Source organism: Brevibacterium aurantiacum (assembly GCF_003932995.1).
GTDB classification, from domain to species: domain Bacteria; phylum Actinomycetota; class Actinomycetes; order Actinomycetales; family Brevibacteriaceae; genus Brevibacterium; species Brevibacterium aurantiacum.
In genome coordinates, this window is record NZ_CP025333.1 from 81,669 (window position 1) to 107,734 (window position 26,066).

Sequence of the window (26,066 nt, forward strand, 5' to 3'; positions counted from 1 at the left end):
GCCGGTGATGTGTGCGTGTGCACCACCACCGGCGGCTGGAACTGCCTGCTTCGTCCGAGAGAGTCAGGCCGTCCTTCGGGCCGTTGACCCGTAAGGGTCAGTCTTCGGTCTCTTTGATCACTCGACGCACGTCATCTTGAGTCTGCGCCTCTCCGCTCTTGATCGCCTCCACGACCTTCTCGTGCTGCTGCTCCGAGACAACAGGAACTTCCTCACCGTTGCAGTCCACGATCTTCCCGTCCTTGACGGTGTCGCCTTCTGCCAACAGTGCTTCATGGTTGATGAGGCGCTCGAGCTCGTCCCTGCGGATGACTCGACCGGTGCCTGCGACAAACACCGAACGCTCGGTGCGGTCCTTGCTTCGCACGCCGATGTGGTTGAAGACCAGGTTGAGCAGCACGGCCATCAGGGTTGCCGAGGAGATTCCCGAGTGGAGGATGATTCCGACCCATGAGGGGAAGGAGTTGTAGAAGTCGGGCTGGACGACCGGGATGATGCCGAACGCCAAGGACACCGCCACCAGGATCATGTTGAGGTTGCCCTCGTACTCGACCTTGGACAGGGTGCGGATGCCCGACGCTGCGACTGTGCCGAAGAGGACGATGCCCGCGCCGCCGAGGACGGGGGAGGGAATCGCGGCAACGACGCCGCCCATGACAGGCAGCAGGCCGAGGACGACGAGGATGACACCGCCGGCGGTGACCACGAAACGGGACTTCACCCCGGTGATCGCCACAAGTCCGACGTTCTGGGCGAAGGCCGACTGGGTGAAGGAGTTGAAGATCGGTGACACTGCCGAGGACAGCATGTCCGCACGCAGACCATTCGAGATCCGCTTGGAGTCGACCTTGGTCTTGACGATTTCACCCACCGCGATGATGTCTGCAGTGGTCTCTGCGAAGGTGACGATGATGACGATGAACATCGAGATGATCGCTGCCGCAGAGAACGTCGGCATTCCGAAGGCAAACGGCTCGGGGAACGCGAACACGCCGCGATCGAGGACCTGAGAGAAATCGGCCCAACCGAAGATGAGGCAGACGACAGTACCGACGACGATTGCCAGAAGGATGGACAGGCGGGAGATCGCGGCCACCGGAATCCGGCTGAGGATGAGGACGATGGCCAGGGTGCCGACGGCGATGAGGATATTGCGACCGCTGCCGTAATCGGGTGCCTCGGCGTTTCCGCCCATGGCCCAACCTGCGGCCACCGGCATGAGGGACAGGCCGATCGTCGTGATGACGGTGCCCGTGACAACAGGTGGGAAGAACTTCACAATGAGCGCGAAACCTGGGGCGACGATGAGTCCGATCGCCGAGGCTACAAGGACTGCGCCGAAGACCTCCGGAAGCCCTTCACCTCCCGCGAGGATCGACGTCATGGTGGCAACGCCTGCGAAGGACACTCCCTGGACGAGAGGCAGCTGCGAGCCGAAGAACGGAACGCCGAATGACTGCAGAATCGTGGCCAGCCCGCCCACGAACAGGCATGATGCGATGAGTACGCTGACTCCGGCGCCATCAAGTCCGGCGGCTTTGCCGATGATGAGGGGCACAGCGATGATGCCGCCGTACATGGTCAGAACGTGTTGTAGACCGTAGGCGAATGAGGTGCCGACCGGGAGTCGTTCATCCTCCGGACGGGCAGCCTCTGCCTGTTTGCCCTTGGGTGCCTGCTTTGATGTCGACATCTATCTCTCCGTTGAGTTCTTCCCTGAGCGACAGCCTCGGGTTCCCGGCCTGGGTGGGCGATGCGGGTGGTCGACTAAATGTAAGGGATCGGTTTCCATACTTCCAAGATGTGAAAGTATCTTTCCTTATCGCAAAATGCTAGGTGAATCATCGGGGGATGGCAAACTCATTTCGTGATCTGCCACACATGCTAGAGTGCAGTCTTGCCGGTACATGCTTCGGGGACAAATCAGAGCCACCTGAAGTGTATGACGTGTGGTTGCAGCGCAGTCGGTTCGGGGTCGGAAAGACCCCTTGCCGATACATCCGCTTCGTGACTTGTTCGTCATCGCACGCGCCGGACGGCGGAGCAGCAGACGCCGATAAACCTGAGCTGGTGGCGCTTCGCCCCCAGTGAAGTCGCCACAGAGCAGTCGATCGGATGATTCGATCGACACCAGCACTGAAAGGCGGCAAGAATGACCACAGGCACTCGGTTCACAGGCACCAGTTCCACAGCAGCGACGACCAACCCGACCGGCTCCACGCTGTGGCTGCGCAATCCCATGGCTGTCCATCTCGGGCGCGACGTCGACGCGGCGCAGGCTTCCGGCGGCATCGTCATCGACAAACAGTCCGGAACCATCGTTGAACTCGTCCCTGCAGGTGGTGAGCCCACCGGTGGGGCGCAGTCCGTCGCCGAGGTGGTCGATGCAAGCGCGCACGTGATCACTCCGGGTCTCATCAACACCCACCATCACTTCTACCAAACCTTGACGCGAGCGTGGGCTCCCGTAGCGGACCTGCCGCTCTTCGGGTGGCTGACGAACCTCTATCCGGTCTGGGCCCGGCTGACGCCGAAGGCCCTCGAACTGGCCACCACTGTGGCCATGGCCGAACTCCTCGAATCCGGATGCACCACAGCCGCCGACCACCACTACCTGTTCCCGACAGGTATGGACGACGCGATCGACATCCAGGTCGAGGTGACCAGGAAACTCGGCATGCGGGCCATGCTCACCCGCGGCTCCATGTCCCTGGGGGAGAAGGATGGCGGGCTGCCGCCGCAGCAGACCGTGCAGGATGCCGACGTCATCCTCGCCGACTCCCGCCGCCTCGTCGAGGCCTACCACGAGCGCGGAGAGGGAGCGCAGGTCCAGATCGGCTTCGCTCCCTGCTCACCCTTCTCCGTGACCACCGAACTCATGCGCGACAGCGCGATCCTCGCTGAGGAACTCGACGTCCGACTCCACACCCACCTCGCGGAGACCTTGGACGAAGAGGAGTTCTGCCGGGAACGATTCGGGCTGCGCACCGTCGACTATCTCGAGTCCGTGGGGTGGCCCAGTGATCGATCCTGGCTGGCCCACGGTGTCCACTTCGATACGGATGAGATCACCCGCCTCGGCGAGGCAGGAGCCTCCGTGGCGCACTGCCCGACCTCGAACATGCGCCTGGCCTCGGGCATCGCCCGAGCCGTCGAACTCGAGGATGCCGGCGTCAACGTGGGTCTCGGTGTCGACGGATCGGCGTCGAACGATGCCTCGAACCTCATCCGCGAGGTTCGGCAGGCACTCTACATTCAGCGTCTGCGCTACGGTTCGGAGGATGTCACCTGCGCTCGGGTCCTCGACTGGGCAACAAGCGGCTCGGCCGCGGCACTGGGGCGAGACGACATCGGACGCATCGAGGTCGGCAAACAGGCCGATCTGGCGATGTTCCGCCTCGACGGACTTGCCTTCTCCGGCTCACACGATCCGATTCCTGCCCTCGTGCTCTGCGGAGCGGAGAAGGCAGACAAGGTCATGGTCGCTGGTCAGTGGCGCGTTCTCGACGGCAATGCGATCGGCAGCAGCGGTGAACAGCTGGACAAGGAGGCGCTCATCGCGGCCCACCAGGAGGAGGCCCGCAAGCTCGTGGCCGGCTGAGACTCACCCCCGAGCTGAACCCAGCCCAGCCTGCCCGGCCCTGATCTCAGCTCTCGGGCTTCCGGAACACCTCGCGCATGTGATCGCCGGTGAGGAAATCGCCGACGCCGATCATGATGAGGCTGAAGACGATCTGCTCGGTGATCATCCAGATCGGGTAGAGGCCGGGGATGGCCGCCATGACGAGGGTGATGACCGGGAAGATCTGGGCGAAGAGGCGCAGCCGCTGGTAGCCCCAGTAGTAGCCCTTCGTCGAGCGCCAGAAGAAGTAGAACAGTGTGGCGGTCATAGCGAGGACGACGACGGCGCGCATCCAGACTGCGAACGGCACGGGTTCGCCGTTGCCGGCGATGATGACAGCGACGACGACCGCGCCGACGCCGAGGACCAATTCGAGGGCAAGCAGCCCCGTGATCCACGCGAACGCGCGTTTCGTCTTCGGATGGGCGAGCCCCTCGGCGGGAACGATGAGTCCTGCTTTGCTGCCGCCGGCGATGCGGTCGATCTTTGCGAACAGATTCTCCTTGGACATGCCTTCAGGCTAGCCGTCCTTGACCCGGATTCCCTGCGAAATCGGGAGGTTTGAGGGTGTGAGGACGAACATCAATCAAAAGTTGGGAACAGAGTTCAATCCTCTGGGTCAGGATTCGAATGCCGGATCTTGATGAAGTAGAAGCATGAAGAAAATATTTAACGCGGCATTCGCATACATGATCATCGGCGTCCTCTCCGGCCTGTTCTACCGGGAGTTCACCAAGGCCAACGACTTCCCAGAAGGAGGCTTCACTCAGCTCAGCGTCGTCCACACCCACCTGCTCACGCTCGGCTTCATCGTCCTGCTCATCGTCCTCGTCCTCGACAAGGTCTTCGGTCTCTCGGGCACCAAGATGTTCTCCTGGTTCTTCTGGACCTACAACGCCGGCATCATCCTCACCGCCGGCATGATGGTCTGGCACGGAATGCTCACCGTCCTCGGCCAGGAGTCCAGCGCCATGATCTCCGGCATCGCCGGGCTCGGACACATCGCGCTCTCCGTCGGCATGGTTCTGCTCTTCCTGTCACTGCGCAAGGCCATCGTCGCCGACAAGGCCGTCACCACGGCCACCGCTTCGTCAATCGCCAACTGACCACTCAAACACCGCCGCCGAGGTGGTGCCGGGGTCCGCGTTCAACGACATCATCGTTGAGCACGGGCCCCGTTTCGTGTGCCTAGCGGGTGATCGGCTGCTGGAGTTCGACCACCCAGTCAGAACCGTCGCCGTCGTCTTCCTCCAGATAGATCTCTCGACAAGGACCGTTGAGCGAATAACCTTGGTTGAGACACCACTCGCTCAGGTGCTGCCAGCTCGCACCGATTCTGCTCATCGAACCCTCGTGGATGAGAGTGGCAGCAGTGCATGGCGGCAACTCGATGGTGTCCAGTTCGGTGCTGGTGGGGCCGGTTGTGTTGAGACCGTTGCCATCGGCCGAGTTCATGCGGTAACCGCATGTGACCTCGGTGCCCGCCTCGGAATCGGAGTAGAGCCCGACGCCGACATCGAGGTCGCCACCGGCAGCTATGATCTGACCAGCGACTTTGCCGAATAGTGGGCCGATCTCCGAGGTATCAAACGGGGGTTCGCCGAGCAGGACAGTCGTGCCGATGATTCTCTCTGCCGGCAATTCCTTGATGACGCAGTCCGGGAACTTCATGGTCGTCCTTTCGATGAGGGCCAATCGAAACTCGATTTCGGCCAGAGATGCTGCCGCGACCTCTTGTTCGGTCTGCAGCTTATGGCGACGGAGAGTGAGCATGTCGACCAATTCGCTGGTACTCGGCTCGGAATCGAGGAGAACACTGATTCTCTTCAGTGAAATCCCCAGCGAGCTCAGCGCCATGATTCGGTTCAATCTGGTCAACTGCGCCACCGAGTAGCTGCGGTGGCCGCTGAAGCGATCGACGTGCTGCGGGATGAGCAGGTCCAGCGCCTCGTAGTGCCGGAGCATCCGGATTGACACCTGGCCGAGCCTGGCGAATTCACCGATCCTCATGCGGTGTTCACTTCGTCCCATGTCACCTACTCGTGTCGTCATCACCATTGACCCACCTGACACGATGTCAGATTCAAGACTCTGCCAAAACTAATCCAATCTCAGCTCCAAGACTATGTCGACGGCACCGATTCGCATCGGTGACAATGACTCCATGAGCGAATTGAGAATCCTGGTCATCGAGCACGAAGACGGCGCGGGGCCGAAGCGGTTCGGCGACTGGCTGAGAGAGGCCGGCGCCGAGGTGGATGTCCTTCGCCCCTACCTCGGCGACGAAATCCCTACCGCGCTTCAGAGCTCAGCCGCGCTTCACGGCTCAGCTGCCGATGACGGCTATGCCGCTCTCCTCGTTCTGGGAGGATCCGCAGGGCCTCTCGAGGACACGGTCAACCCGTGGCTGCCCAAGGTCAGGAGCCTGCTGCGAGACTCGGCGGCGGGGGAGTTTCCCAGCTTCAACATCTGCCTCGGTGGCGAGCTGTTGGCAGCAGCCAGCTCGGCGAGGATCTTCCGACGTGATCGCCCCCAGATCGGGATCTACGATCTGCACACCACCTCGGCGGGGGAGAAGGATCCTGTGTTCGCGGCCATCGCCGGCGGACCGGGAGAGACGATTCCCGCGGTCCTCTTCCACCAGGAGGAGATGGAGCTGCCCGAGGGCGCAGAACTCCTGCTTACCGGCTCCGACGCACCCGTGCAGGGGTACCGGGTCGGCGAATTCGCGTGGGGCACCCAGTTCCATCCCGAGTCCGATGCCGCGCAGGTCGCACAGTGGCTGAGTTCGGACCCCCTCCAACTGCCCGAGGGCAAGACCAACGAATCCATCAGGGCCGAGGTCGCCGAGGCGGACGCCGGGCTGGTGAGAATCAACCGGGCAATCGCGCACAGCTTCGTCGACTTCCTGCGCCGACGCCAGTGACCTCGGGAAAGCCCGGTGACCTTGGAGTTTGTTGAAAGCTGAACGTTAGCTGACAGCTCGTGGAGTTCTTGCTAGGTTGTTTTCAGGCGCCGGTGCCGGACCGATCCTCCGGACGAATCGCAACCAAGCGCCCGTGAGAATGAACTCCATAATTGAAAATTCTGACCAGATCCACGACATCGCCGTCCTGGATTCCATCCCGATCAATGCCGACCGGATGACCACCGCTTCCCACGCCGTGGCCGAAACCCAGGCGGCCGCAGACATCACGGCCGCTTCGGGCATCGACCAGGCGATCGAATCGTTCGTCGGTCCGATCGCCCAAGCCTTCAGCAACGTCGTGTTCTTCGAGCTCTCCATCGGCGGAGTCGGCATCCCCCTCATCGTCGTCTGGCTCATGGCGGCGGCGGTATTCCTCACCGTCTACCTGCGCTTCCAGCCCATCAGGGGATTGAAGTACTCGATCGGCATCATCCGCGGGCGCTTCACCCGCAAAACGGATCCGGGCCAGGTATCGAGCTTCCAAGCCCTCGCGACCGAACTCTCCGGGACGGTGGGGCTGGGCAACATTGCCGGCGTCGCTGTCGCGATCACCGTCGGCGGACCCGGAGCCGCCCTGTGGATCATCATCTTCGGCTTCTTCGCCATGACCGTGAAGATGGCCGAGGCGACTCTCGGCGTGAAGTATCGGAAGATCCAGGCAGACGGCACCGTCTCCGGTGGGCCGATGTACTACCTGCGCGACGGTCTGGCCGAAATCGGGCGCCCCAAGCTCGGCAAGTTCCTCGCGGTCTTCTACGCGATCGCCACCGTCATCGGAGTCATCGGTGCGGGCAATCTGTTCCAGGCCAACCAGGCCGCGGCGATCCTGGTCAAAGCCACGGGCGGGGACAGCAGCTTCCTCGCCGACAAGCTGTGGCTCATCGGCGCCGTCGTCGCGGCGCTGACGGCACTGGTCATCCTCGGCGGGATCAAGAAGATCGGCCAGTGGACGTCGAAGCTGACTCCGATGATGGCGATTCTCTACTTCCTCAGCATCCTCGTCATCCTCGTCATGAATATCGGTGAGATCCCGCATGCCTTCGCACTCATGTTCACCGGTGCCTTCACCCCTGATGGTCTCACCGGCGGAGTCATCGGTGTGGCCATCGTCGGTATTCAGAGGGCCCTGTTCTCGAACGCCGCCGGCATCGGTTCGGCGGCCATGGCCCACGCAGCATCGAAGACGACGAAGCCTGCGACCGAGGGCTTCGTGGCGATGTGGGAGCCGCTCATCGACTCCGTCATCATCTGCACCCTGACCTCATTGGCGATCATCACCACCGGTCTCTACGGGTCGAGCTCGGAGGATGGGATCGGTCTGACCTCCGAGGCGTTCGCGACGGTGGCCGGATGGTTCCCGATCCTGCTCACCATCTGCGTGGTGCTCTTCGCCTTCTCGACGATCCTCGCCTACGGATACTACGGCCAGCAGGCCCTGGGATATCTGACGGGGAATTCGAAGAAGGCCGATAAGGCCTATCAGATCTTCTGGATCCTGGCCGTCATCGTCGGTGCCTCCATGTCACTGGAATCGGTCATCGCGTTCTCCGATGCCATCTTCTTCCTCATGGCCTTCCCCAACCTGCTGGGCCTGTACTTCCTGTCCCGGATTCTGCGCCTTGAGATTCTGCGGCTGCGCAAGCGCATCGACGTCGGCGTGATGCGTGAGATCACACCGGCCGAGCTGCAGGTCGGCATGGGTGATCATGAACCGACCGCGGAGCAGATCAAGGCCGCCGAGGCGGGACGTCGTCGTAAGCGCGACAAACTACGTGAGGTGCGGGATTCGCTCAAAGCCAAGAAGCTGGAACGTGCGAAGAGGGGCGACTGAGCAGGGACGAATGAAGATGAGCAAGGACGGATGAAGAGGCCCGCCGTTTCCCAGCAGTACGCAATGCTGGGAAACGACGGGCCTCTTGTAGGTGACGCGTGTGCGACGAACGAGTCGACGCGGTCGTGATCAGGCTTCCTTGAGCTCCTGGTCGGTGTTCGAGTAGTTGATCGAATCGGCGGTGGAACCGACCAATCCCATCGTGACTCGCAGGAGTCCAGGTTCGACATCGTCCATGGTCGGCGGCGTTTCGGGACCCAGGGTCAGCGAATCGCCGTTCTTCGTCGTGGCGGTGATCGAACCGATGTACACCGTGACATCGCCCTTGAGCGTCATCGTGTCAGCGGTGGTCAACAGTCCTTCCTTCTCCTCCGGCGGACGCACCGTGAGGGAGAACCCGTCGATAGAGATCTCCTCGGCCTGGATCTTCAGCGTGGTGATCTTCCCGCCGTCGGCGGTCGGAACAGCTGCGAACGAGATCCCTTTGAGCCCCTTGAATGACAGTGACTCAGAGCCCATGGCCGCGGGAGTCTTAGTGAAGATCGGAGCGTTCTCATCGAGCTGAGCATCCTTCGGGAAATCGCCGTTCAGCTCCCCATCATCCGGCTCTTCATCTGGATCCTTGACCCCCAACCCACCTGGATCGGTGGGCTCGTCTGACGGTTCGTCTGTAGGCGTCTCGGAAGGTTCATCCGTCGGCGTCTCAGTCGGTTCGTCTGTCGGTTCGTCGGTGGGTCCCGGCGACTTCGGATCCTTCGGCTTCACGGGAATCTCCGGAGAGATCGGTGCCGTGGGCTTCACATCCGGACTCGGCTCCTTCGATTCCGAATCCTCACATCCGAACAGCGGATTGCACAGTGGAGATGAGTGAGCCGGTGCTGCCGCTGTCACTCCCACAGCAGACGGGACGATGAGGGCAGCTGCCGCCAGGAGCGACGCCGTGCGGCGGCTGGGCGCCCTCATGCAACGCCCTCTTCACCTGCGGATTGAGTGTCTTCCCTCCGCCCGGCAGCTGGTGCCTGAGCGTCCGAGCTTGGAGCGTCGGACTTCGGCTTCCGAGGTCCCATCCAGGCGACAATGAGAATCGATCCGATCGAGGACAGCAGCATTCCGAGGATGAACCCGCCGAGGTTGACCCCGATGAGCGAGTAGACCGAAAGAACGAGAGCGATGATCCCGTAGAACACGTGATGCGTGGGCCTGAACATCGACAGGAGCCCGAGCACCACGAGAGCGATCGGAATGACCGTGGCCTGCAGACCCTCGATGCCGAACTGAACCTGCAGGTTGCCGGTGTCGAGCTGCCCGGAGAAGAAGAGCTCGACTCCGCCGAGCACGGCCAGCACTCCGCCGATGAAGGGACGCTGGCGACGCCAGTTCCGGAAGCGGTGACGCTTTGGGGCATCCTCGCGACCGGTTCCCTTGCGACCGGTTCCTTCACGAGCAGCATCTTCACTAGCAGCATCTTCGCGATCGGCTGCTTCGTGACCCGCCGCTTCGCTACCGGTCGCTTCGTGACCGGCTGCTTCGTTGGTGGCATCCTCACGATTGGCATCGTCACGACCGGATGTCGCAGCGGCGAATTCGGCCGTCTCAACGGTCGATTCGGGCTGGGCCTCCACGCGCTCACTGTTGCGGCGTGATCGGCGGGACAACGCGAGCAGATTCGTACGCTGCACGGAGTCCTCCTGCCTGTCGGTCTGCTGATCGTTGATTGCGGCTTCCTTCATCAGAAGCACGTCTCGGATCCGTCAGTGAGCTTCAGCTCCATGTCCTTCAGGGTGAACACGGAGGCTGTGGTGCTCCACGAGTCCTGTTCCAGCTTCTTGATCGAGATTGTGTCGGCGTCCTGGGCGAAGTCGCCCTTGGTCCCCTTCTCCGCAGTGTTGACGTCGGATGCGTCGACGCCGATGCGGATGTTCTTGAACTCGGCGTCGCCACGGAGTCCCGTCATGCCGATCTGCAGGTCCTTGGCCGATGCAGGAGTTCCCTTACCGCCGGCCTTGATGAGCACACCCACCTTGCCCATCGGCGTGTCCGCGACTGCCGACTGGCAGAGGTTCTCCAGCGTGGCGTCCTTGATGTTGGCGGTCACAACCGAGTGCTTTCCACCCTCTGCGTCCTTGGCGTACCCGCTGTACTGGGAGAAGCCTGTTCCCTCGAGCTGCGAGGAGGTGATCTGGAACTGAGTTCCTGACACCGCGAATGAAACTGGAACAGCGCCCTGAGCTACCCCGCCCATCAAAATGGCGGAGACGACACCCGTAGGAATCGCGACTAGGGCGATTCGACCTGTGTGTGATCTGCCGATCTTGCGGATGCTGTTGCTGAGCTTCGGGAACTTCATTGATCCTCCTCCGGAGGCCGACAGCTATGTCGGCGTCGCACCGTGACGTATCTCGTCTCGTTGTGATGTATGTTACTGCGGGGTGTTACCGACGAGTATATCGGTCATTTATATCGAGTCAATAACTTTTCTGGGCGCTTTTTCGACAACGCCTGTGGAAATACCCCTTGTGCTATCGGTGCCGAGGGTGGAAACAAGGTTCCTGACCAGGAGTGGAACCATTTCGGTGAACCATTGTGCAGGTGTACCTGCTGCGGAGTGTCGAGCGAATGTCATTCGCAGTCTCTCGCGCGCCAGATCATCACCGTACGGGGGCGTCCGGTCCGAGTGGAATTCCCAGGCCCCACCAGAGGAAGAACAGCAGGCTCCACATGATCGTCATACACACCGCCAGCGGCAGGGTGTGGGAGGCGAGGGTGCCGATGCCTGCGGACTTCTGATAGCGCTGCATGAAGCCGAGGGCCAGGATGAAGTAGGGGCTCATCGGGGTGATCGAAGTCGAACCCGAGTCGGCGATGCGGAAGAGGGCCTGCGAGGTCTCGGGTGGGACGTCGAGGAGCATGAGCATCGGCACGATGACCGGGGCCATGATCGCCCACATCGCCGAGCCTGAGGTGATGAGGACGTTGACGATCGAGAGAACGATCAGTACGAGGATGAAGATCACCCACGTCGGCAGCCCCAGGCCGGTGAACAGTTCCGAGCTCGACACGGACACGAGCATGCCGATGTTCGTCCACGCGAAGTACTCGAGGAACTGGGCGATCGCGAAGAACAGGACGAGGACGGGGGCCATGGACACGATGCCCTGGCTCATGAGCTTGGGGACGTCGGCGAACTTCTCAATCGTGCCCTCACGGAACCCGTAGACCATTCCGCCGACGCCGAAGATCATGGCGATGATGAATGCGATGCCGGTGAGGAACGGGGACTCGCCGATGGGACCGTCCCCGCGCAGGGGAGCATTGTCCGGGACGACGAGGACTACGACGAAGAGGAGCATCGCGATCACTGCGAACATCGAGTACCGCAGCGCCGACCGCTCCTTGGCGGTGATGACCAGGTCTTCGTGTTCGGCGTCCTCGTCAGCTTCGAGGTTCTGACGCTTGGTGAGCACGAGTTCGGTGACGATGGTGATGACGATGGCCAGCAGGATGGAGCTGGCGATGTTGAAGTACCAGTTGCCGATCGGAGTGACGATGTAGTCCGGATCGATGATGTTCGCCGCCGCCGAGGTGATTCCTGCGAAGATCGCGTCATTGGGCGTCGGGATGGGGCTGGCGTCGTATCCCGAGGCGATCGAGGTGTAGGCGACGATGACACCGAGGACGGGGGAGCGCCCGACCGCCTTGAATACCATGCCGCCCAAAGGGACGAGGATGACATAGGCCGCCGCCGAGGCGACGTGGGAGACCGTTCCCATGAAGGCGACGGTGAAGACGATGAGGGACGCGGGAACCCTGGCGATCGAGACCTTCATCGCCGTCGACAGCAGCCCGGTGCGCTCGGCCAGTGCCACTCCCATGATGACGACCATGATCGTGATCAGCGGCGGGAACGACTGGTAGGCATCGAGCGAGATGCTCACGGCCATCGCGATTCCCTCGCCGCTGAGCAGGTTGTTCACCGGGGTCCATTCCCCGGTGCCGGGGTCGTTCACCCCGACTCCCATGGCGGAGAGGATGAGGCTGAGGACGGCGAGGATTCCCGCGAGGATCCAGAACAGCCAGAACGGATGTGGCAGTCTGTTGCCGACGGTTTCGATCACGTTGAGGAATCGGATGACTGCCGGGAGGCGTTCCTGAGTGGGCTTGTCGGTGGTGGTCGTTTCCATGTCTGGCTCCTGTTCGTCCAGGTGAGAGGAGGAGCATTTGGGCACGACTCGGCTGTACCCGTGAACTCCATCGGTCAGAGAGGTGGGACTGAAGTGAAATGGTGCCGCTGTGGCGAAGAGATGTGAAAGTGGTGGTGAGGAAGCCCGGGTGAGAGGTGTGCGGACTAGCTGAGGTCGGCTGTCATAGTCGCAGCATCTCCCGGGAGTAGGCGACGAGTTTCGCAATGATTTCGCCGAGGATGTCGTCCCCGGCCGCGGCCGTGGCGGTGCGGGGATCCCCGAGGACCCCGTTCTCGGAGTACTGGTCGAAGGTGACGGCACTCGTCGGTGACTTCGTCCGGCTCAGCCGTGCCCGTGGTGAGAGATCAGCGAGGGCAGTGGCTCCGGCAGTGAGCCGAGGGGAATCGACGAGGTGGTCGTCGATGGCCAGCATCTGTGAGGTTTCGGATTCCCCGGAATGCCCGCTGACCTCGGTGCGCGGCAGTGTTGCGGTGGACTCGGTGGCCAGGGCGCTGACCGGCGAATAGGCGAAGGTGAGATTCGGATGCGTTCCCAGCAGCACCTGTTGGGCGACGCCGAGGGCGGCCATGTTGCCCCCGTGGCCGGTGATCACCAGGATGCGGGTGAAACCGGAGTCGCTGAGTTGGCCGGCGACCGTGGTGACGATGTCGACGAAGGTCCGCGGGTCGAGTGTGATGGTGCCGGGCAGGTTTCCGTGGTGAGGGGACACCCCGTAGTCGATGCTCGGGAGCACAAAGGCCCTGCCTGCCAACTCCTCCGCCACTGCCGTGGCCACATGCTCGGCCCGGATGCTGTCGGTGCTCACAGGCAGTCCGTCCCCGTGCTGCTCGCAGGCGCCGACCGGCAGGATGAGGAGGGCGTCATTCGCCTTGGCAACCTCGACCTCGAGCGAGGTCAGCTCTCCGTACTTGCGGACCTGTGGTCGGATCTCGGCCACGCTCTGCCGGGTCACTGTTCGGTTCCTTCAGTGGTGGTGGACTCCGACGAATCGGCTGCAGACTGTTCCGACCAATCGGCCAGCACCGCGGCTTTGATGCTCTCGAGGTGTTTGCGCGTCCGGTGCGATGCTTCGAGGCCATCGCCGCGCTTGATCGCATCGAGGATGTCGGCGTGCTCGTCGTGGTCGCGGAGGCGATCGTAGGTGAAGCGGGCCGCCTGCTGAGTGCGGGAGTGAATGGCAAGCAGGGAGACGAGCATTTCGTGCAGCGCCCGATTCCCCGAGGCCTTGGCCAGCTCGACGTGGAAGTGACCCGCGGGCACCTCGGTGTGCAGCTGCAGGGCGTTGTCGACCGCGGTCTCCATCGTCTCCACGGCACTGTCACCTTGGACGCTGGCCGCGAGTTCCGCGATGCCGGGTTCGATGGCGATGCGTGCATCGAGAAGCTCGATGGCTGCGGCGAGATCCACGGGCACGTAGTGCGGATTGTCGAGGATGCGACGGTTGATCGCCTCTCGCACATAGGTGCCGGAACCGTGCTTGAGCTCGACCGATCCTGTGGCCTCGAGGCGGCGCAGGGCCTCGCGGACGGTGGGGACGGTGACCTCGAAGCGCTCAGCCAGGGCCTTTGCCGAGGGCAGGGTCTGACCGGGCTGCAGGTTCTGGGTGCGAATCGTGTCGACGATCTCGCGGGTGAGTCGTTCGACGAGTCCGATGGGTGCTGTCATGGCACTCTCCTTCAAGTGTTTAAGTCATCTAATCACTTAGTGAATCGTGTGTCAAGGGTCACTCGTGGGCAGGTTCGGCCCTCGGATGGTCCTTGAAGAACTCCCACAGGGTGTCCGTGGCGGAGAAATCCTGCGTGACATATCCACCACCGCTGTACATGGTCTCACCTGGCCAGACGTGACCGCCGTCGGCAACAGAATAGAGTTCGACATCGACTCCGTCCCGGCAGTTCTGCCACTTGGTGCGCACGACCTTCTCACCCCTCTTGCCGACCTTCCGATCCTTCGAGCCGGTGCAGTCCGCGGCCTCGGCCCAGGGCTCCAGCCAGGTGCGCACCGATGGGTAGGTCTCGCCCTGGCGCTCGCCTCCCTCGTAGTGCATGGTGGCGTCGCCCGTGCCGTGGATGGCGAGCATCGGCGTCGGTTCGGAGTAGTCGCAGCCGTCGAAGGACTGCGGGTAGTAGGCGCCGGCGATCGTGGCAAAGGCGGAGAATCGGTCCCGCAGCTGGCAGGCGAGGACCGAGACCATGCCGCCTCCGTTGGATTTTCCGGTTGCGAAGACGCGGTTGAGGTCGATGCAGAGGTCGTCCTCTAGCGAGTCGAGGAGGTCGGCGACGAAGCGAACGTCATCGGCGCCGCTGGCGTAGGGCGCGCCCTGCCAGGAGCGTTTTCCGTCCTCGGCGATGCCGTCGGGGAAGACCGTGATGGCAGGCAGTTCGGGAAGTCCGGTGTAGTTCTGAAACTCCGCCCCATCGGAGCCGCGGCCGTGAAAGCCGAGGATGAGCGGCATCGGCGAGGTGATGTCGTAGTCGCGGGGGATGTTGATCCGGTAGGTGCGATCCTCTCCCGCCGAGGTGATCGTTCCCTGGTCGTTTCCGGGCTTCTGCTCGACTCCGCATCCGGGTGAGGAGCGGCTGTCTGCTTGGTTCGGCGGGGTGGCGGCCGCGGTCAATCGTGGGGTGAGGGCGAGGGCCAGGCTGAGCAGGAGCGCCAGAGTCAGGCCGATGGACAGTATGCGTTTCGTCGTCGAATGCATTGTTCTTCCTTTGATCGTCGGTGATCGTGGGCGCCACTCTACACGAGACATCTAATCACTTGATGACTTATTGTGGGCGCGATCGACCCAGGGGCGTCATCGGACTGTGTTGGCAGGCGGAAGTGGCGGGGGAGTCAGCAGGCTCAGTCAGTCGGCGCCGTGGCTGGTCAGCGTCGACCAGTTCTCGCAGGTCAGAGCCATTGCGCGGTCGGCTTCGCCGGCGCGGACGGCGGCAATGATCTGGTCATGCTGCTCGGGTGAGGCCGAGCCCTTGACGGAGTCGAAGTGCAGATATTCGGCTCGCCGGAGTGTCGCGGTGACGACCTCGAGGTGTTCGGGAATGAGGGGATTGCCGCTGCGGACCAGGGCCACCTCGTGGAATGCGTCATCGGCGGCGATGGCCGCGTCGATGTCGGAGTCTCTCAGTGCCGATCTCAGCTCATTGTTGGCGGCTTCCATTGCGGAGACATCGGATACGTTGAGGTTCGGGAAGGCCAGGCTCATGGCCAGGGCGTGCAGTTGGGCCGCGATCTGGCGAGCGTGGACGACTGCCTCGGGATTCTCCGGCGCCACGCGGGTCATGCGTCCGGGCTCTGCCACGACCAGTCCAGCCTGTGCCAGGCGTTGAAGCGCCTCCCGGACGGGGGTGCGCGAGACCTGCAGCCAGGCCCCCAGCTCCTGGTCGCGCAGCTGTTCCCCGGGTGCCAGCTGGCCTCGGACGATGGCGTCGCGGATCGAGCGGTAGACGTCGTCGCGCAGCAGTCTGCGCTGGGGAATCGGTGCATTCGTGGGAATCGGCACTCTCGACCTCTCTCGATCCTGTCGTTGGGGTGATCTGCTCGGCGGTCCTGGCATATGGGATATCGTGCTCGACCCATTGTAGTCCTTCGCAGAATGCAATATATTGCATATCGCAAGGACTCATCACCGGCTTCACCAGACGACTCCAGTTTCACCAGACCACACCGGCTTCACCAAACGAAGAGGGCACCATGGCAATCACCGATTTCGAACGTTACCCATTGACCTTCGGGCCCAGCCCGGTCCACGAGCTGAAGCGACTCAGTGACCGCCTCGGCGGGGCCCGGGTATGGGCCAAGCGCGAAGACGTGAACTCCGGACTCGCGTTCGGCGGTAACAAGACCCGCAAGCTCGAATACATCGTTCCCGACATCCTCGCCTCTGACGCGGACACGCTCGTCTCGATCGGCGGCTACCAGTCGAACCACACGCGGCAGGTCGCGGCCGTCGCGGCACACCTGGGACTGAAGTCGCGGCTCGTCCAGGAACGCTGGGTCGACTGGGACGATCCGGTCAACGACAAAGTCGGCAACATCGAACTCTCCCGCATCATGGGCGCCGATGTGCACCTCGACTCCGCTGGATTCGACATCGGCATCCGCTCGAGCTGGGAGAACGCCATCGCCGAGGTGGAGGCCGCAGGTGGCAGGCCCTACCCCATTCCGGCCGGTGCCTCGGAGCACAAATTCGGTGCACTCGGCTTCGTCAACTGGGCCTACGAGGTCGCAGAACAGGAGAGGGAGCTCGGCGTCTTCTTCGACACGATCATCGTCTGCACGGTCACCGGCTCCACTCACGCGGGAATGATCGCAGGCTTCGCCGCGCTCGAGGCGGCCGGAGGTCCCAAGCGCCAGGTCATCGGCATCGACGCCTCTGCGACCCTGGACAAGACCCGTGACCAGGTCAAACGCATCGCGAACAATGCCGCTGACCTCATCGGCCTCGGTCGGGAGATCACCGATGCTGACGTCGACATCCGCTCCGGCTGGGAAGGCCCTGCCTACGGCATCCCCGACGAGACGACCGTCAACGCGATCCGCACCACCGCCGAACTCGAAGGCGTCATCCTCGACCCCGTCTACGAGGGCAAGTCGATGGCGGGGCTGCTCGACCTCGTCGGAAGCGGCACGGTGGCGAAGGATTCGACGGTCCTCTACGCCCACCTCGGCGGACAGCTGGCGCTCAACGCCTACAGCTCCATCTTCTGAGGCTCTCTGTCTCGACGCGGCGTTGAACGAGCGCCGCAGGGCGGTGCAGAAACCGTGAGTACGACCTGCCGAGGATGCGGATTTCGTGACATTGTCCGCGAAATCCGCACAACCTCGGCGAGACCGCTCCAGGTCGTCACGCACTGATGATTCCCCCAGGTTCCGGCACTTGTTGCACACGTCACGTGTTGATAGCGTGAGAGGCAGGCATACGCGATCCGTCGATTTCGGCGGCAACAGCGATGCAAACGCCTTATCCGGCGCTACAAGGGCGTCGCTAGTCAAAGGAGTCTGGAATGAGCAATGTAGGCAGTGCTGCAGGCGGCTACCGTGTCGAGAACCCGGCCACGGGCGAGGTCGTCGAATCGTTCGACAACGCCACCGATGCGCAGATCGAGGAGGTCCTCGACGCGGCTCACAAGGGCTACCTGGCCTGGCGCGAGAAGACCATCGAAGAGCGCGGCGCGATCGTGAACAAGGTCGCCGCCCTGTTCGGTGAGCGCAAGGAAGAACTCGCAACGGTCATCGCCTTGGAGATGGGCAAGCCCGTCGCCGAAGGCATCGAGGAAGCCGAGTTCTGCGAGGCCATCTTCAACTACTACGCGGACAACGGACCCAAGTTCGCCGCGGACGAGCCCATCGAATCGATGTCGGGCGGCAAGGCCTTCATCCAGCGCCGACCCGTCGGAGCACTCCTGGGCATCATGCCCTGGAACTTCCCCTACTACCAGGTTGCGCGCTTCGCTGCGCCGAACCTGGTGCTGGGCAACACGATCATCCTCAAGCATGCGGAGATCTGCCCCCGGTCATCGGCGATCATCGCCGACATGATGAAGGAAGCCGGCATCCCGGAGGGCGTGTACAACAACATCTACGCCACACACGAGCAGATCGAGACCATCATCGCCGATGACCGCGTCGAAGGTGTGTCGCTGACAGGCTCCGAGCGGGCCGGCTCGGCCGTGGCCGCGACTGCAGGCAAGAACCTCAAGAAGGCCGTCCTCGAACTCGGCGGATCCGATCCCTACATCGTCCTCGACACGGACAACATGGACGAGGCCGTCGACACCGCATGGGGCACCCGCCTCTACAACACCGGCCAGGTCTGCAACGCGAACAAGCGCATGATCGTCATGGACGACATCTACGAGGACTTCGTGTCCGGGCTGACTAAGCGCGCCCAGGATTGGACGAAGGGCACCCCCGACGAGGCGGGCGACGGCAAATATTCGCCGATGTCCTCGCGTGGTGCCGCGGAAAACCTGCGCAAGCAGCTCGACCGTGCAGTCGAACAGGGCGCGACCCTCGTTGGCGGCGAACTTGCCGACGACGGTTCGGCCTATGTCTCTCCTGCCGTGCTGACCGGAGTCACCTCGGACATGGACGCCTACCGTGAGGAGCTCTTCGGCCCCGTGGCCACCGTGTACAAGGTGGGCAGCGACGATGACGCTTTGAAGCTGGCCAATGACACCCGCTTCGGCCTCGGCGGCGCCGTGTTCGCGAAGGACCCCGAGCGTGCTGCGAAGCTGGCTCAGCGTCTCGACGTGGGCATGACGAACGTCAACACCCCAGGTGGCGAAGGTGCGGAGATTCCATTCGGCGGCACCAAGCGTTCGGGCTTCGGCCGCGAACTGGGCCCCTACGGCATGGACGAATTCGTCAACAAGCGCATGTACTACGTGGCTGACTGACGCAGTGCTGAGCATGATCGGCCGCTGAGCGGCAATCGCGCCGAGAGACGGGCTGAGTTTCGACAAACGCATGTGCGCATGCGTGCCTCGACGCTCAGCCCGTTTTTCGCGCTCGCGCAGCGCATCACCGGGTCTCGAAATCCCAGGCCGCGTCGGCTGGCAGGGTGGGGATCGGCCAGTCGGGGTTCGGCCGGAAGTGCGGGTAGTCGGAGTCGAAGGGGAACCGCCAGGCGCTGATGTCGGCGATCGCGGTCTCTGCTGCCGACCGGATCCGCGCGACCTGCTCGGCGGAGAACATCCCGGCATCGAAGGCGAAGTTGAGTTCATCCTCGTCCTTGAGGCGGTAGCCACCGGGGGCATCGACGACGATGTCGAGGACGTGGTCGGCGGTGAGGATCCCGCTCTCGAATCGGGTATACGGGTCTTCGAGGTTGACGTAGAAAGAATCGCGGAGGCCCGAGCGAGTCAGGAAGAACCATACGGAATAGGCGACTCCGGGCTGGAACACGGCCACGATTCCCGGACCCTGCCAGTCCTTGACGCCTTGGGCCCGTGGTGCGCCGAACCGCGCCGGACCATCGGCCTCGCGGATTCCCCTGCCGTCGGCGAGAACGTGATGGAGCATCCGTGTGCCGGATTCCAACCACACCGCGAGATGGCGTTCGTCATCGGCGATGACCGTGACCGGGCGCTGATCGACCAATCCGGGGTGGGCCGGATTCGTGTAGGTCCACAGGATCTGATCGCCGTACTGCCAGCCGCGCTCGTATGCTCCGTCGCTCCCCGTCTCGCTCATGCTCCCATTGTCGTGGACTCCGGTGGGTGCGAGCCGAGAGCGGGGGCACAACCCCACTCCATACGGCTCCTATACTGGGGACCGGTGCCCGGTTCGAGCCGGGAGAATCGATTTCGAGGAGGCCGCACTTGCCCATCACATCGAGGATCCTCGAGACTGCGGCCGCCGATCCTCAGCAGCTGGCCATCGTCGGCGGACCGGACGAGGACGCAGGAGTCCGCAGTCTCACCTATGCCGAGCTCGTCGACGATTCGGCCACGCTGTTCGCCGCCGTCTCCGCCCTGCACGCAGGGCAGACGGAGCCGCCGACACCGGCCCCCGAAACCCACGGGATCCCGATCACGGCAGTGAGTCTGACCTCGGCGTTCGAGACCTCCCGCATCATCGCCGGCCTCGCTGGGTTCCGTGCGGTCTCGGCGACGGTCGATCCCCGGTGGCCGCTGGATCACCAGGTCGGAGTCATCACATGCACCGGCATCGGGCTTGTCATCAGCGACTCGACCGAACTCGCCGAGGCGCTCGCCGCCGCAGGCTGGACCGGAACCGTCATCACCGCCGCGGACTTCCGGGCTCGCGAGGCCGCGGTCGATCCCGCCGACACCACCCCGCCGAGCGTCCGCGAGGCATCCGAACCGTTCCTCATGCTCTTCTCCTCGGGCACGACGAGCAACCCGAAGGCCTTCATCAAGACCCGCCAGCAGTACCGAGACAACGTGGCCGTGTCCTCGGCCTACCTCGAACCCTTCCCCGGCGTGGCCACCCTGGCGCCCGGCCCCGTGTCCTACAGCCTCACCCTCTACGCGATCGTCGAATGCCTCGCCACCGGCGGCAGCGTCCACGTCGCCGATGGCTTCGACCCCTTCACCATGGGTGCGCGCATCGCGGACGAAGCCATCACCCGCATCGTCGCCGTGCCTGCCGTGGTCAAGGCCCTCGCCGAGGCGGCCCGCCGATCACCGGCCCGTTTCCACGGTCTCGACCTCGTCGTCACCGGGGGAGCGAACCTGCCCGCATCCATCCGCTCAGCACTCGCCGAGGTTCTCCCCGACACCCGACTGATCAGCTACTACGGTGCCGCCGAGATCGGTTTCATCGGCGACAGCCGTGACGGGGACGGCACCTGGATCACCGTCTATGACACGATCGGCGCCGAGGTGCGCGGTGATGACGGACAGCGCCTGCCCGAGGGAGAGATCGGCACCCTGTGGATCAATGCCGCCGCCTGCTCCGACGGCTACGTCACCGGCACCACCGACGCCCGTCTGCAAGGGCCAGATGGGTGGGCGAGCGTCGGGGACCAGGGGCGGATCGAGAACGGTCTGCTCCAACTCGCCGGCCGTGCCGGCGACCTCGCGATCACGGGAGGACACAAGGTGTCCCTGCCCGAAGTCGAACGGGCCTTCGAGGGCTTCAACGAAGCATCCGGACGGGACGGGGCGGGCCGCCTCGGCGAGGTGTGTGCGATCGCGGTGCCCGATGACAGTCTCGGCAGCATCGTCGCCCTCGTCATCGAGGGATCAGGTGCGGACAAGGCAGCGCTGCTCGCTCATGCCCGGGCCCGACTCGCACCGCAGTTCGTGCCGCGCCGCTTCTTTGCACTCGAGCGGCTGCCGCGGACCATCGGCGGGAAGATTCGGCGCGCCGAAACCGTTGACCTCATCATGAGCGGACAGGGAACACGGCTGTGAACACACTCCAACGCGGTACGGACGGCCAGCGGGTCGTCATCACCGGACTCGGCGCGATCACCCCCAGCGGGCGGGATCCGGAAGCCCTCTGGGACTCCGTGCGCACCGGAACCAGCGCCATCGACGTTCTCGCAGGTGAGCAGTTCGATGATCTTGCGGTACGCATAGGCGGGCAGATCCGGGATTTCGACGCCGAGACGGTCCTGCCCCGAGCGCTCGCCCGCCGGCTCAGCCCCGTCCAACACTGGGCCATCGCCGCGGCCGAACAGGCTCTGCGCCAAGCCGGAATCCCGGCGCCGGCCGAGGATCTGCCCTGGGACCGCGACCGCACAGCCGTCATCGCCGCCACCGGATCGGGACCCGTCGACGCCATGCAGGCAGCAACCCGCGCCCTCGACGCCGACGGTCCTCGTTCCGTCCCGCTGACGCTCGCCATCCACGGGGCACCGGACTCCGCGGCCGCGCTCATCAGCCAGCGCTTCGACCTGCGCGGTCCGGGACAGGGAGTCTCGGCAACGTGCGCGTCCGGGGCGATCGGCGTCGGCGAGGCGATGCGCCGCATCCGCCACGGCTACGCCGACGCCGTGCTCGTCGTCGGCATGGAGGACTGCCTCGGCCCGGTCAATCTCGCCTCGAACGCGAACATGCGCGCGCTCGCCGCCGGATACGAAGACGATCCGACCGCCGCCAGCCGCCCCTTCGACCGGGGCCGAAACGGCTTCGTCATGAGCCAAGGTGCGGCCGCGATCCTCCTCGAATCCGCCGACTCGGCGGCCTCACGTGGGGCGACGCCGCTGGCCGAGCTCGTCGGATTTGGCGCCGCCAGCGATGCCCACCACCCGACGAACCCGCATCCGGGCGGACGGGGAGCCGCTTCGGCGGTGGTCCAGGCAGTGAGCGATGCAGGGCTGGAACCCTGCGATATCGACCACATCAACGCTCACGCCACGGGCACACCGGCCGGCGACCGCGCCGAACTCGCCGCCTTCGGCGCGGCCCTGGGGGAGGCGGGACGGTCGACCCCGATCTCGGCCACGAAATCGACGACAGGGCACCTCCTCGGCGCATCGGGGGTCGTCGAGGCGATCATCGCGACCCTGTCGATGCGTGATCAGACGCTGCCGCCGACGCTCAACCTCGACGACAACGAGTTCCCCGACTGGGACATCGTCACAGGTCACGCCCGTGAGATGGGCGGTGAACCGAACCTCGCCGAGGCGGCCGTTGACACCGTGCTGTCAACGTCGTTCGGCTTCGGCGGGCACAACAGCGCGATCATCCTGCGCCGCACCGCGCAACCCACAACACCGTCAGCAGAAGCGACCGACCCCTCGACGAAGGAGAGACGATGACCGACCGTGAGACACGCGTGAGCGAACTCGCCGCGCGGTACCTGCCCGATGATGTGCTCGAACGATTCCGCGAACGAGCCGACGTCTATGACCGCGAGAACCGATTCTTCGACGAGGATCTCGCCGAGCTTAAGGACTTCGGCTACCTCACCCTCTTCGTGCCCGAGTCCCACGGCGGGCCTGGTTTGAGCCTGTTCGAGGTCACCCGACTGCAGCAGAGGCTGGCAGCGGCGGCGCCCGGAACGGCGCTGGCGATCAACATGCACCTCATGACCACCGGAGTGGTCAAGGCGCTGTCCGATCGCGGCGACGACTCGCTGAACTGGGTGTTCGACGAGGTCATGGCCGGCGAGATCTTCGCCTTCGGCATCTCGGAGCCGTCGAACGACTGGGTGCTGCAGGGCTCGAACACCGAGGCGGTGCCGACGTCCGACGGCGGATACGAACTGACCGGGGTCAAGATCTTCACTTCGCTGTCTCCTGTGTGGACCAGGCTCATCGTCCACGGTGCCGTGGCCTCCGACGACGACGGGATCGCCGGTCTCGATGCGGACGAGCCCGCCGAGGGGCAGCTCGTCTACGGATTCATCGAACGCGATGCACCCGGGATCACGGTCTCGGACGAGTGGGATGTGCTGGGAATGCGGGCCTCGCAGTCGCGGGCGACGATCCTCGACCACGTGCCGATGAAACCCGAACGGGTCTCACGCGTCATCCCCGCCGGCAAACACCCCGATCTGCTCACCTTCGCGATCACGAGCAACTTCCAGCTGCTCATCGCTGCCGTCTATGCCGGAGTCGCGGCCCGTGCGCTCGAGCTGGGCGCCGCCGGACTGCACAAGCGGAAGTCAGCGAAGGCCGGCGTCACCTTCGCCGAGGTCCCCGAAGCCCGGACGCGCCTGGCCGATGCCCACCTCGACTTCATGCCCGTGACGGCGATGATCGACGCGTATGCTCGGGACTTCGATGACCTCATCGACCACGGCTCCGGGTGGCCGCTGCGTCTGGTGGGGGCGAGGATCAAGTCCGCCGAGGCGGCCCGCTGCAGCGCCGAGACCGCGCTGATGTGCACGAGCGGCAGCGGATTCGGCAACAAGCACGAACTCTCCCGCCTCTTCCGCGATGCCACGGCCGGGCTCTTCCACCCGCCGAGCGCGGATGCGGCCCGTCCGATGTACGCGGCAGCGCTGCTCGACGGGTGAGCTCGCTTCCGCTCAGTCAACGCGAAACTCGAAAAAGTCGTCGCCAGTGACGACCTTTTTGAGATTCGCGCTGATCGAGGGGTTCGCACCTACAACGCCGCCGCCTCGGTGCGCGCCTGACGCTGGGCTTTCGGTGCCCACCGTGGGTCTGGCTTGACCAGCGTGACGATGACGACCACGATGAGGTTCGCCGCGACAGACCAGAGACCGCCGTTGATTCCGAGCAATGGGTCGAGTCCCGTGTAGTGGAGGGCGACCATGACGACGGAGCCGACGATGAGACCCGCAGCCGCTGCCTGCTTGCTCATGCGCGGCCAGTACAGAGACAGCAACGCGGCCGGCACGACCTGTGCCAGGCCCTCGTAGCTGAGCACGGAGAGCTCGACGAGCGCATCCGGCATGAGCAGGCTCATGATCAGGGCGATGATGCCGACGGCCAGGCACACCCACTGGGACAGTGTCTTCTGCCGCAGGCCCCGTGCGTTCAGCTGCTCAGACGTCATCGAAGCGGCGTGCTTCGGTCCAGCCAAGCCGCCGCCCAAAACAGTCCGTCCCCACATCGACCCGATTGAGAGCATGTACACGCTCATCGGGACGATGGCCGACAGGGCACCGGCGACACCGATGAGTGCGACCAGAGGTGCTGGCAGTGAGTCGATGACCACGGAGAACAGAGCCAGGTCGGCGTCTTTGAGGGCAGGGACGACGAAGAGTGCAGCCACCCCGACCATCATCGGCACGAGGAGCAGCAGCTGATACCAGGGCAGAATGATCGAGTTGCGTCGCAGAGCATTCGCCGAGGTGCCCGACAGGTAGCCGGCGATCGACGTGGGGAACACGGTGATCGTGATCCCGTTGAGGATGATCGTCGAGATGAACCATGCACCCCCGTAGATGCCATCGCCTGCACCGGGGAAGGTCAGCCACTGAGATTTCTCACTCACGACGCGGTCAAGCAGAGGAGCCAGGCCGTCGAAATAGTGCAGCGGTACGTAGATCGCGAGGAACGCAACAGCGAGGATGACCAGTCCGTCCTTGAGGACGCTGACCCAGGCGGAACCGCGCAGTCCGGAGAAGAGGATGAACGCCTCGGCAACGATGAAGGAGACGATGGCGGCGACCTTGAGGTCGATCGCGCCGTAGCTCATGGCGTTGACGACTGCACCCATGCCCTGAATCTGCAGCTGGATGTAGGGGACGATGAAGATCGTCGCGAGGACAGCCACGAGGATCGCCAACCCACGCGAGCGGAACCGGTGTTCGACGATGTCGGAGAGACTGACGAGCTTGTGCCGGGCGGCATAGGTCCAGAACAGAGGGCCGACGAGGTAGGCGACGACGAGACCGATGCTCAGGTACCCGATGAGGTAGAGGATCGGCACACCGTAGGAGTAGGACCAACCGGCCGTGCCGAGGAACGAAAAGCTCGTATACGTTTCGCCTGCCATGAGCAGCAGGATGAAGACGAAGCCGAGCCCCCGCCCGGACACCGACCATTCGTCCAGCGACCTCTCCCGGCCGCGGCCGGACCAGATGCCGATGCCGATGGTCGCGAGCATTGCGAGGCCGAAGATGATGCAGGCGATGATCGCGGGGGTGCTCATTTCGCGGCCTCTTCGATCTCGTGGTCCTCACCGAATGCGACATCGGAGGGGATGTGCTCGGGCAGATCGTGCCGGTAGTACCGGTCGCCGCGAGCGGTCATCCACACGAAGAGCCAGGTGAGGATCGTGACCGCGATCGTATAGGCGAGGATGAACGGCAATCCGGCGACACGCGGCTCGACCGAGTTCGCCACGACCGGGGTGAGGACGTAGAGAATGACGGGAACGATGAGGAGGACCAGCGAATACCGCCGCCGAGGTGGCCCTGACGTTGGGGCCGAATCGTCACATTGCGACATGAGCGACCTTCTTTCACTCGACACCGGCAGCCGGTCGGCAGCCTCGGCAAGGTTAGTGCCATGAATCACAGATGAAATGGCCGTCCGAAGTGTGGAATCGG

The 26,066-nt window shown here is 63.8% G+C and carries 23 protein-coding genes; 9 read left to right on the forward strand and 14 right to left on the reverse strand.

Annotated features, from left to right (window positions below; genetic code table 11):
* Window positions 1-97: 97 nt before the first annotated feature.
* Entirely contained in the window at window positions 98-1,693 is a 1,596-nt protein-coding gene (locus CXR25_RS00375) for a nucleobase:cation symporter-2 family protein (RefSeq protein ID WP_009884734.1), read from the reverse strand.
* A 459-nt stretch (window positions 1,694-2,152) separates the two neighbouring features.
* Between CXR25_RS00375 and CXR25_RS00380 the strand changes: the two genes are divergently transcribed.
* Entirely contained in the window at window positions 2,153-3,601 is a 1,449-nt protein-coding gene (locus CXR25_RS00380; RefSeq protein WP_083248594.1) for an 8-oxoguanine deaminase, read from the forward strand.
* 46 nt (window positions 3,602-3,647) lie between these two features.
* Here the strand turns inward: CXR25_RS00380 and CXR25_RS00385 are convergent, their stop codons facing one another.
* Window positions 3,648-4,133, reverse strand: a complete 486-nt coding sequence (locus tag CXR25_RS00385; RefSeq protein ID WP_125240269.1) for a hypothetical protein — start codon at window positions 4,131-4,133, stop codon at window positions 3,648-3,650.
* A gap of 145 nt (window positions 4,134-4,278) precedes the next feature.
* On the opposite strand from CXR25_RS00385, the gene CXR25_RS00390 reads away from it, so the two are divergent.
* On the forward strand, window positions 4,279-4,728 hold the full coding sequence (locus CXR25_RS00390; RefSeq protein ID WP_009884737.1) for a DUF2871 domain-containing protein: 450 nt from the start codon (window positions 4,279-4,281) through the stop codon (window positions 4,726-4,728).
* An 82-nt stretch (window positions 4,729-4,810) separates the two neighbouring features.
* Here CXR25_RS00390 and CXR25_RS00395 read toward each other — a convergent pair whose 3' ends face one another.
* On the reverse strand, window positions 4,811-5,632 hold the full coding sequence (locus CXR25_RS00395) for a MerR family transcriptional regulator (protein ID WP_069599150.1): 822 nt from the start codon (window positions 5,630-5,632) through the stop codon (window positions 4,811-4,813).
* Between the two features lie 154 nt (window positions 5,633-5,786).
* Here CXR25_RS00395 and CXR25_RS00400 point away from each other — a divergent pair, with 154 nt between their 5' ends.
* Both CXR25_RS00400 and CXR25_RS00405 read left to right on the forward strand, forming a co-directional pair.
* Window positions 5,787-6,548 carry a type 1 glutamine amidotransferase gene (locus CXR25_RS00400; RefSeq protein WP_069601208.1) on the forward strand — a complete coding sequence of 254 codons (762 nt, stop codon included), beginning with the start codon at window positions 5,787-5,789 and terminating at the stop codon, window positions 6,546-6,548.
* Window positions 6,549-6,687: 139 nt separating this feature from the next.
* Window positions 6,688-8,421, forward strand: a complete 1,734-nt coding sequence (locus tag CXR25_RS00405; protein WP_069599151.1) for an alanine/glycine:cation symporter family protein — start codon at window positions 6,688-6,690, stop codon at window positions 8,419-8,421.
* 129 nt (window positions 8,422-8,550) lie between these two features.
* Here CXR25_RS00405 and CXR25_RS00410 read toward each other — a convergent pair whose 3' ends face one another.
* The 8 genes from CXR25_RS00410 to CXR25_RS00445 form a co-directional block, all read right to left on the reverse strand.
* A complete protein-coding gene (locus tag CXR25_RS00410; RefSeq protein WP_125240270.1) occupies window positions 8,551-9,384 on the reverse strand; it encodes a hypothetical protein in 834 nt (277 codons plus the stop codon).
* Window positions 9,381-10,151: a DUF6114 domain-containing protein gene (locus tag CXR25_RS18735; protein ID WP_180959192.1), complete on the reverse strand. Its 771-nt coding sequence runs from the start codon at window positions 10,149-10,151 to the stop codon at window positions 9,381-9,383. Before CXR25_RS18735 ends, CXR25_RS00410 begins: the two co-directional genes overlap by 4 nt.
* Entirely contained in the window at window positions 10,151-10,768 is a 618-nt protein-coding gene (locus CXR25_RS00420; RefSeq protein WP_009884744.1) for a DUF6230 family protein, read from the reverse strand. The genes CXR25_RS18735 and CXR25_RS00420 overlap by 1 nt, the downstream gene beginning before the upstream one ends.
* A gap of 301 nt (window positions 10,769-11,069) precedes the next feature.
* Window positions 11,070-12,602, reverse strand: a complete 1,533-nt coding sequence (locus CXR25_RS00425; RefSeq protein WP_125240271.1) for an AbgT family transporter — start codon at window positions 12,600-12,602, stop codon at window positions 11,070-11,072.
* A gap of 181 nt (window positions 12,603-12,783) precedes the next feature.
* Entirely contained in the window at window positions 12,784-13,575 is a 792-nt protein-coding gene (locus tag CXR25_RS00430; RefSeq protein WP_125240272.1) for a creatininase family protein, read from the reverse strand.
* A complete protein-coding gene (locus CXR25_RS00435; protein ID WP_096157880.1) occupies window positions 13,572-14,288 on the reverse strand; it encodes a FadR/GntR family transcriptional regulator in 717 nt (238 codons plus the stop codon). Before CXR25_RS00435 ends, CXR25_RS00430 begins: the two co-directional genes overlap by 4 nt.
* 58 nt (window positions 14,289-14,346) lie before the next feature.
* Window positions 14,347-15,324, reverse strand: a complete 978-nt coding sequence (locus CXR25_RS00440) for a CE1 family esterase (protein ID WP_164513909.1) — start codon at window positions 15,322-15,324, stop codon at window positions 14,347-14,349.
* Window positions 15,325-15,471: 147 nt separating this feature from the next.
* Window positions 15,472-16,125: a GntR family transcriptional regulator gene (locus tag CXR25_RS00445; RefSeq protein WP_096157883.1), complete on the reverse strand. Its 654-nt coding sequence runs from the start codon at window positions 16,123-16,125 to the stop codon at window positions 15,472-15,474.
* Between the two features lie 191 nt (window positions 16,126-16,316).
* Here CXR25_RS00445 and CXR25_RS00450 point away from each other — a divergent pair, with 191 nt between their 5' ends.
* Both CXR25_RS00450 and CXR25_RS00455 read left to right on the forward strand, forming a co-directional pair.
* Window positions 16,317-17,333, forward strand: a complete 1,017-nt coding sequence (locus tag CXR25_RS00450; protein ID WP_069599156.1) for a 1-aminocyclopropane-1-carboxylate deaminase — start codon at window positions 16,317-16,319, stop codon at window positions 17,331-17,333.
* A gap of 296 nt (window positions 17,334-17,629) precedes the next feature.
* Window positions 17,630-19,024 (forward strand): NAD-dependent succinate-semialdehyde dehydrogenase, encoded by a 1,395-nt coding sequence (locus CXR25_RS00455; RefSeq protein WP_009884751.1) that lies wholly within the window; start codon window positions 17,630-17,632, stop codon window positions 19,022-19,024.
* 124 nt (window positions 19,025-19,148) lie between these two features.
* Here the strand turns inward: CXR25_RS00455 and CXR25_RS00460 are convergent, their stop codons facing one another.
* A complete protein-coding gene (locus CXR25_RS00460; RefSeq protein ID WP_125240273.1) occupies window positions 19,149-19,820 on the reverse strand; it encodes a ribonuclease FAU-1 family protein in 672 nt (223 codons plus the stop codon).
* A 128-nt stretch (window positions 19,821-19,948) separates the two neighbouring features.
* Between CXR25_RS00460 and CXR25_RS00465 the strand changes: the two genes are divergently transcribed.
* The 3 genes from CXR25_RS00465 to CXR25_RS00475 are packed head-to-tail and all read left to right on the forward strand — an operon-like array spanning window position 19,949 to window position 24,062.
* Entirely contained in the window at window positions 19,949-21,508 is a 1,560-nt protein-coding gene (locus tag CXR25_RS00465) for an ANL family adenylate-forming protein (RefSeq protein ID WP_101556822.1), read from the forward strand.
* The gene (locus CXR25_RS00470) at window positions 21,505-22,860 is read left to right on the forward strand and encodes a beta-ketoacyl-[acyl-carrier-protein] synthase family protein (RefSeq protein ID WP_125240274.1); all 1,356 of its coding nucleotides are present in this window, start codon (window positions 21,505-21,507) and stop codon (window positions 22,858-22,860) included. Before CXR25_RS00465 ends, CXR25_RS00470 begins: the two co-directional genes overlap by 4 nt.
* Entirely contained in the window at window positions 22,857-24,062 is a 1,206-nt protein-coding gene (locus CXR25_RS00475; protein WP_069599160.1) for an acyl-CoA dehydrogenase family protein, read from the forward strand. The genes CXR25_RS00470 and CXR25_RS00475 overlap by 4 nt, the downstream gene beginning before the upstream one ends.
* An 89-nt stretch (window positions 24,063-24,151) precedes the next feature.
* On the opposite strand, the gene CXR25_RS00480 is transcribed toward CXR25_RS00475, so the two are convergent.
* Both CXR25_RS00480 and CXR25_RS00485 read right to left on the reverse strand, forming a co-directional pair.
* Window positions 24,152-25,666 carry a sodium:solute symporter family protein gene (locus CXR25_RS00480; protein WP_101598012.1) on the reverse strand — a complete coding sequence of 505 codons (1,515 nt, stop codon included), beginning with the start codon at window positions 25,664-25,666 and terminating at the stop codon, window positions 24,152-24,154.
* Window positions 25,663-25,965, reverse strand: a complete 303-nt coding sequence (locus CXR25_RS00485; protein ID WP_009884977.1) for a DUF3311 domain-containing protein — start codon at window positions 25,963-25,965, stop codon at window positions 25,663-25,665. Before CXR25_RS00485 ends, CXR25_RS00480 begins: the two co-directional genes overlap by 4 nt.
* Window positions 25,966-26,066: the final 101 nt, after the last annotated feature.

What these genes read in the sequence shown, in the direction of transcription:
- CXR25_RS00375 (WP_009884734.1), bottom strand. Translation starts at nt 1,693, where the DNA reads ATGTCGACATCAAAGCAGGCACCCAAGGGCAAACAGGCAGAGGCTGCC.
- CXR25_RS00380 (WP_083248594.1), top strand. Translation starts at nt 2,153, where the DNA reads ATGACCACAGGCACTCGGTTCACAGGCACCAGTTCCACAGCAGCGACG.
- CXR25_RS00385 (WP_125240269.1), bottom strand. Translation starts at nt 4,133, where the DNA reads ATGTCCAAGGAGAATCTGTTCGCAAAGATCGACCGCATCGCCGGCGGC.
- CXR25_RS00390 (WP_009884737.1), top strand. Translation starts at nt 4,279, where the DNA reads ATGAAGAAAATATTTAACGCGGCATTCGCATACATGATCATCGGCGTC.
- CXR25_RS00395 (WP_069599150.1), bottom strand. Translation starts at nt 5,632, where the DNA reads ATGAGGATCGGTGAATTCGCCAGGCTCGGCCAGGTGTCAATCCGGATG.
- CXR25_RS00400 (WP_069601208.1), top strand. Translation starts at nt 5,787, where the DNA reads ATGAGCGAATTGAGAATCCTGGTCATCGAGCACGAAGACGGCGCGGGG.
- CXR25_RS00405 (WP_069599151.1), top strand. Translation starts at nt 6,688, where the DNA reads ATGAACTCCATAATTGAAAATTCTGACCAGATCCACGACATCGCCGTC.
- CXR25_RS00410 (WP_125240270.1), bottom strand. Translation starts at nt 9,384, where the DNA reads ATGAGGGCGCCCAGCCGCCGCACGGCGTCGCTCCTGGCGGCAGCTGCC.
- CXR25_RS18735 (WP_180959192.1), bottom strand. Translation starts at nt 10,151, where the DNA reads ATGAAGGAAGCCGCAATCAACGATCAGCAGACCGACAGGCAGGAGGAC.
- CXR25_RS00420 (WP_009884744.1), bottom strand. Translation starts at nt 10,768, where the DNA reads ATGAAGTTCCCGAAGCTCAGCAACAGCATCCGCAAGATCGGCAGATCA.
- CXR25_RS00425 (WP_125240271.1), bottom strand. Translation starts at nt 12,602, where the DNA reads ATGGAAACGACCACCACCGACAAGCCCACTCAGGAACGCCTCCCGGCA.
- CXR25_RS00435 (WP_096157880.1), bottom strand. Translation starts at nt 14,288, where the DNA reads ATGACAGCACCCATCGGACTCGTCGAACGACTCACCCGCGAGATCGTC.
- CXR25_RS00440 (WP_164513909.1), bottom strand. Translation starts at nt 15,324, where the DNA reads ATGCATTCGACGACGAAACGCATACTGTCCATCGGCCTGACTCTGGCG.
- CXR25_RS00450 (WP_069599156.1), top strand. Translation starts at nt 16,317, where the DNA reads ATGGCAATCACCGATTTCGAACGTTACCCATTGACCTTCGGGCCCAGC.
- CXR25_RS00455 (WP_009884751.1), top strand. Translation starts at nt 17,630, where the DNA reads ATGAGCAATGTAGGCAGTGCTGCAGGCGGCTACCGTGTCGAGAACCCG.
- CXR25_RS00460 (WP_125240273.1), bottom strand. Translation starts at nt 19,820, where the DNA reads ATGAGCGAGACGGGGAGCGACGGAGCATACGAGCGCGGCTGGCAGTAC.
- CXR25_RS00475 (WP_069599160.1), top strand. Translation starts at nt 22,857, where the DNA reads ATGACCGACCGTGAGACACGCGTGAGCGAACTCGCCGCGCGGTACCTG.
- CXR25_RS00480 (WP_101598012.1), bottom strand. Translation starts at nt 25,666, where the DNA reads ATGAGCACCCCCGCGATCATCGCCTGCATCATCTTCGGCCTCGCAATG.
- CXR25_RS00485 (WP_009884977.1), bottom strand. Translation starts at nt 25,965, where the DNA reads ATGTCGCAATGTGACGATTCGGCCCCAACGTCAGGGCCACCTCGGCGG.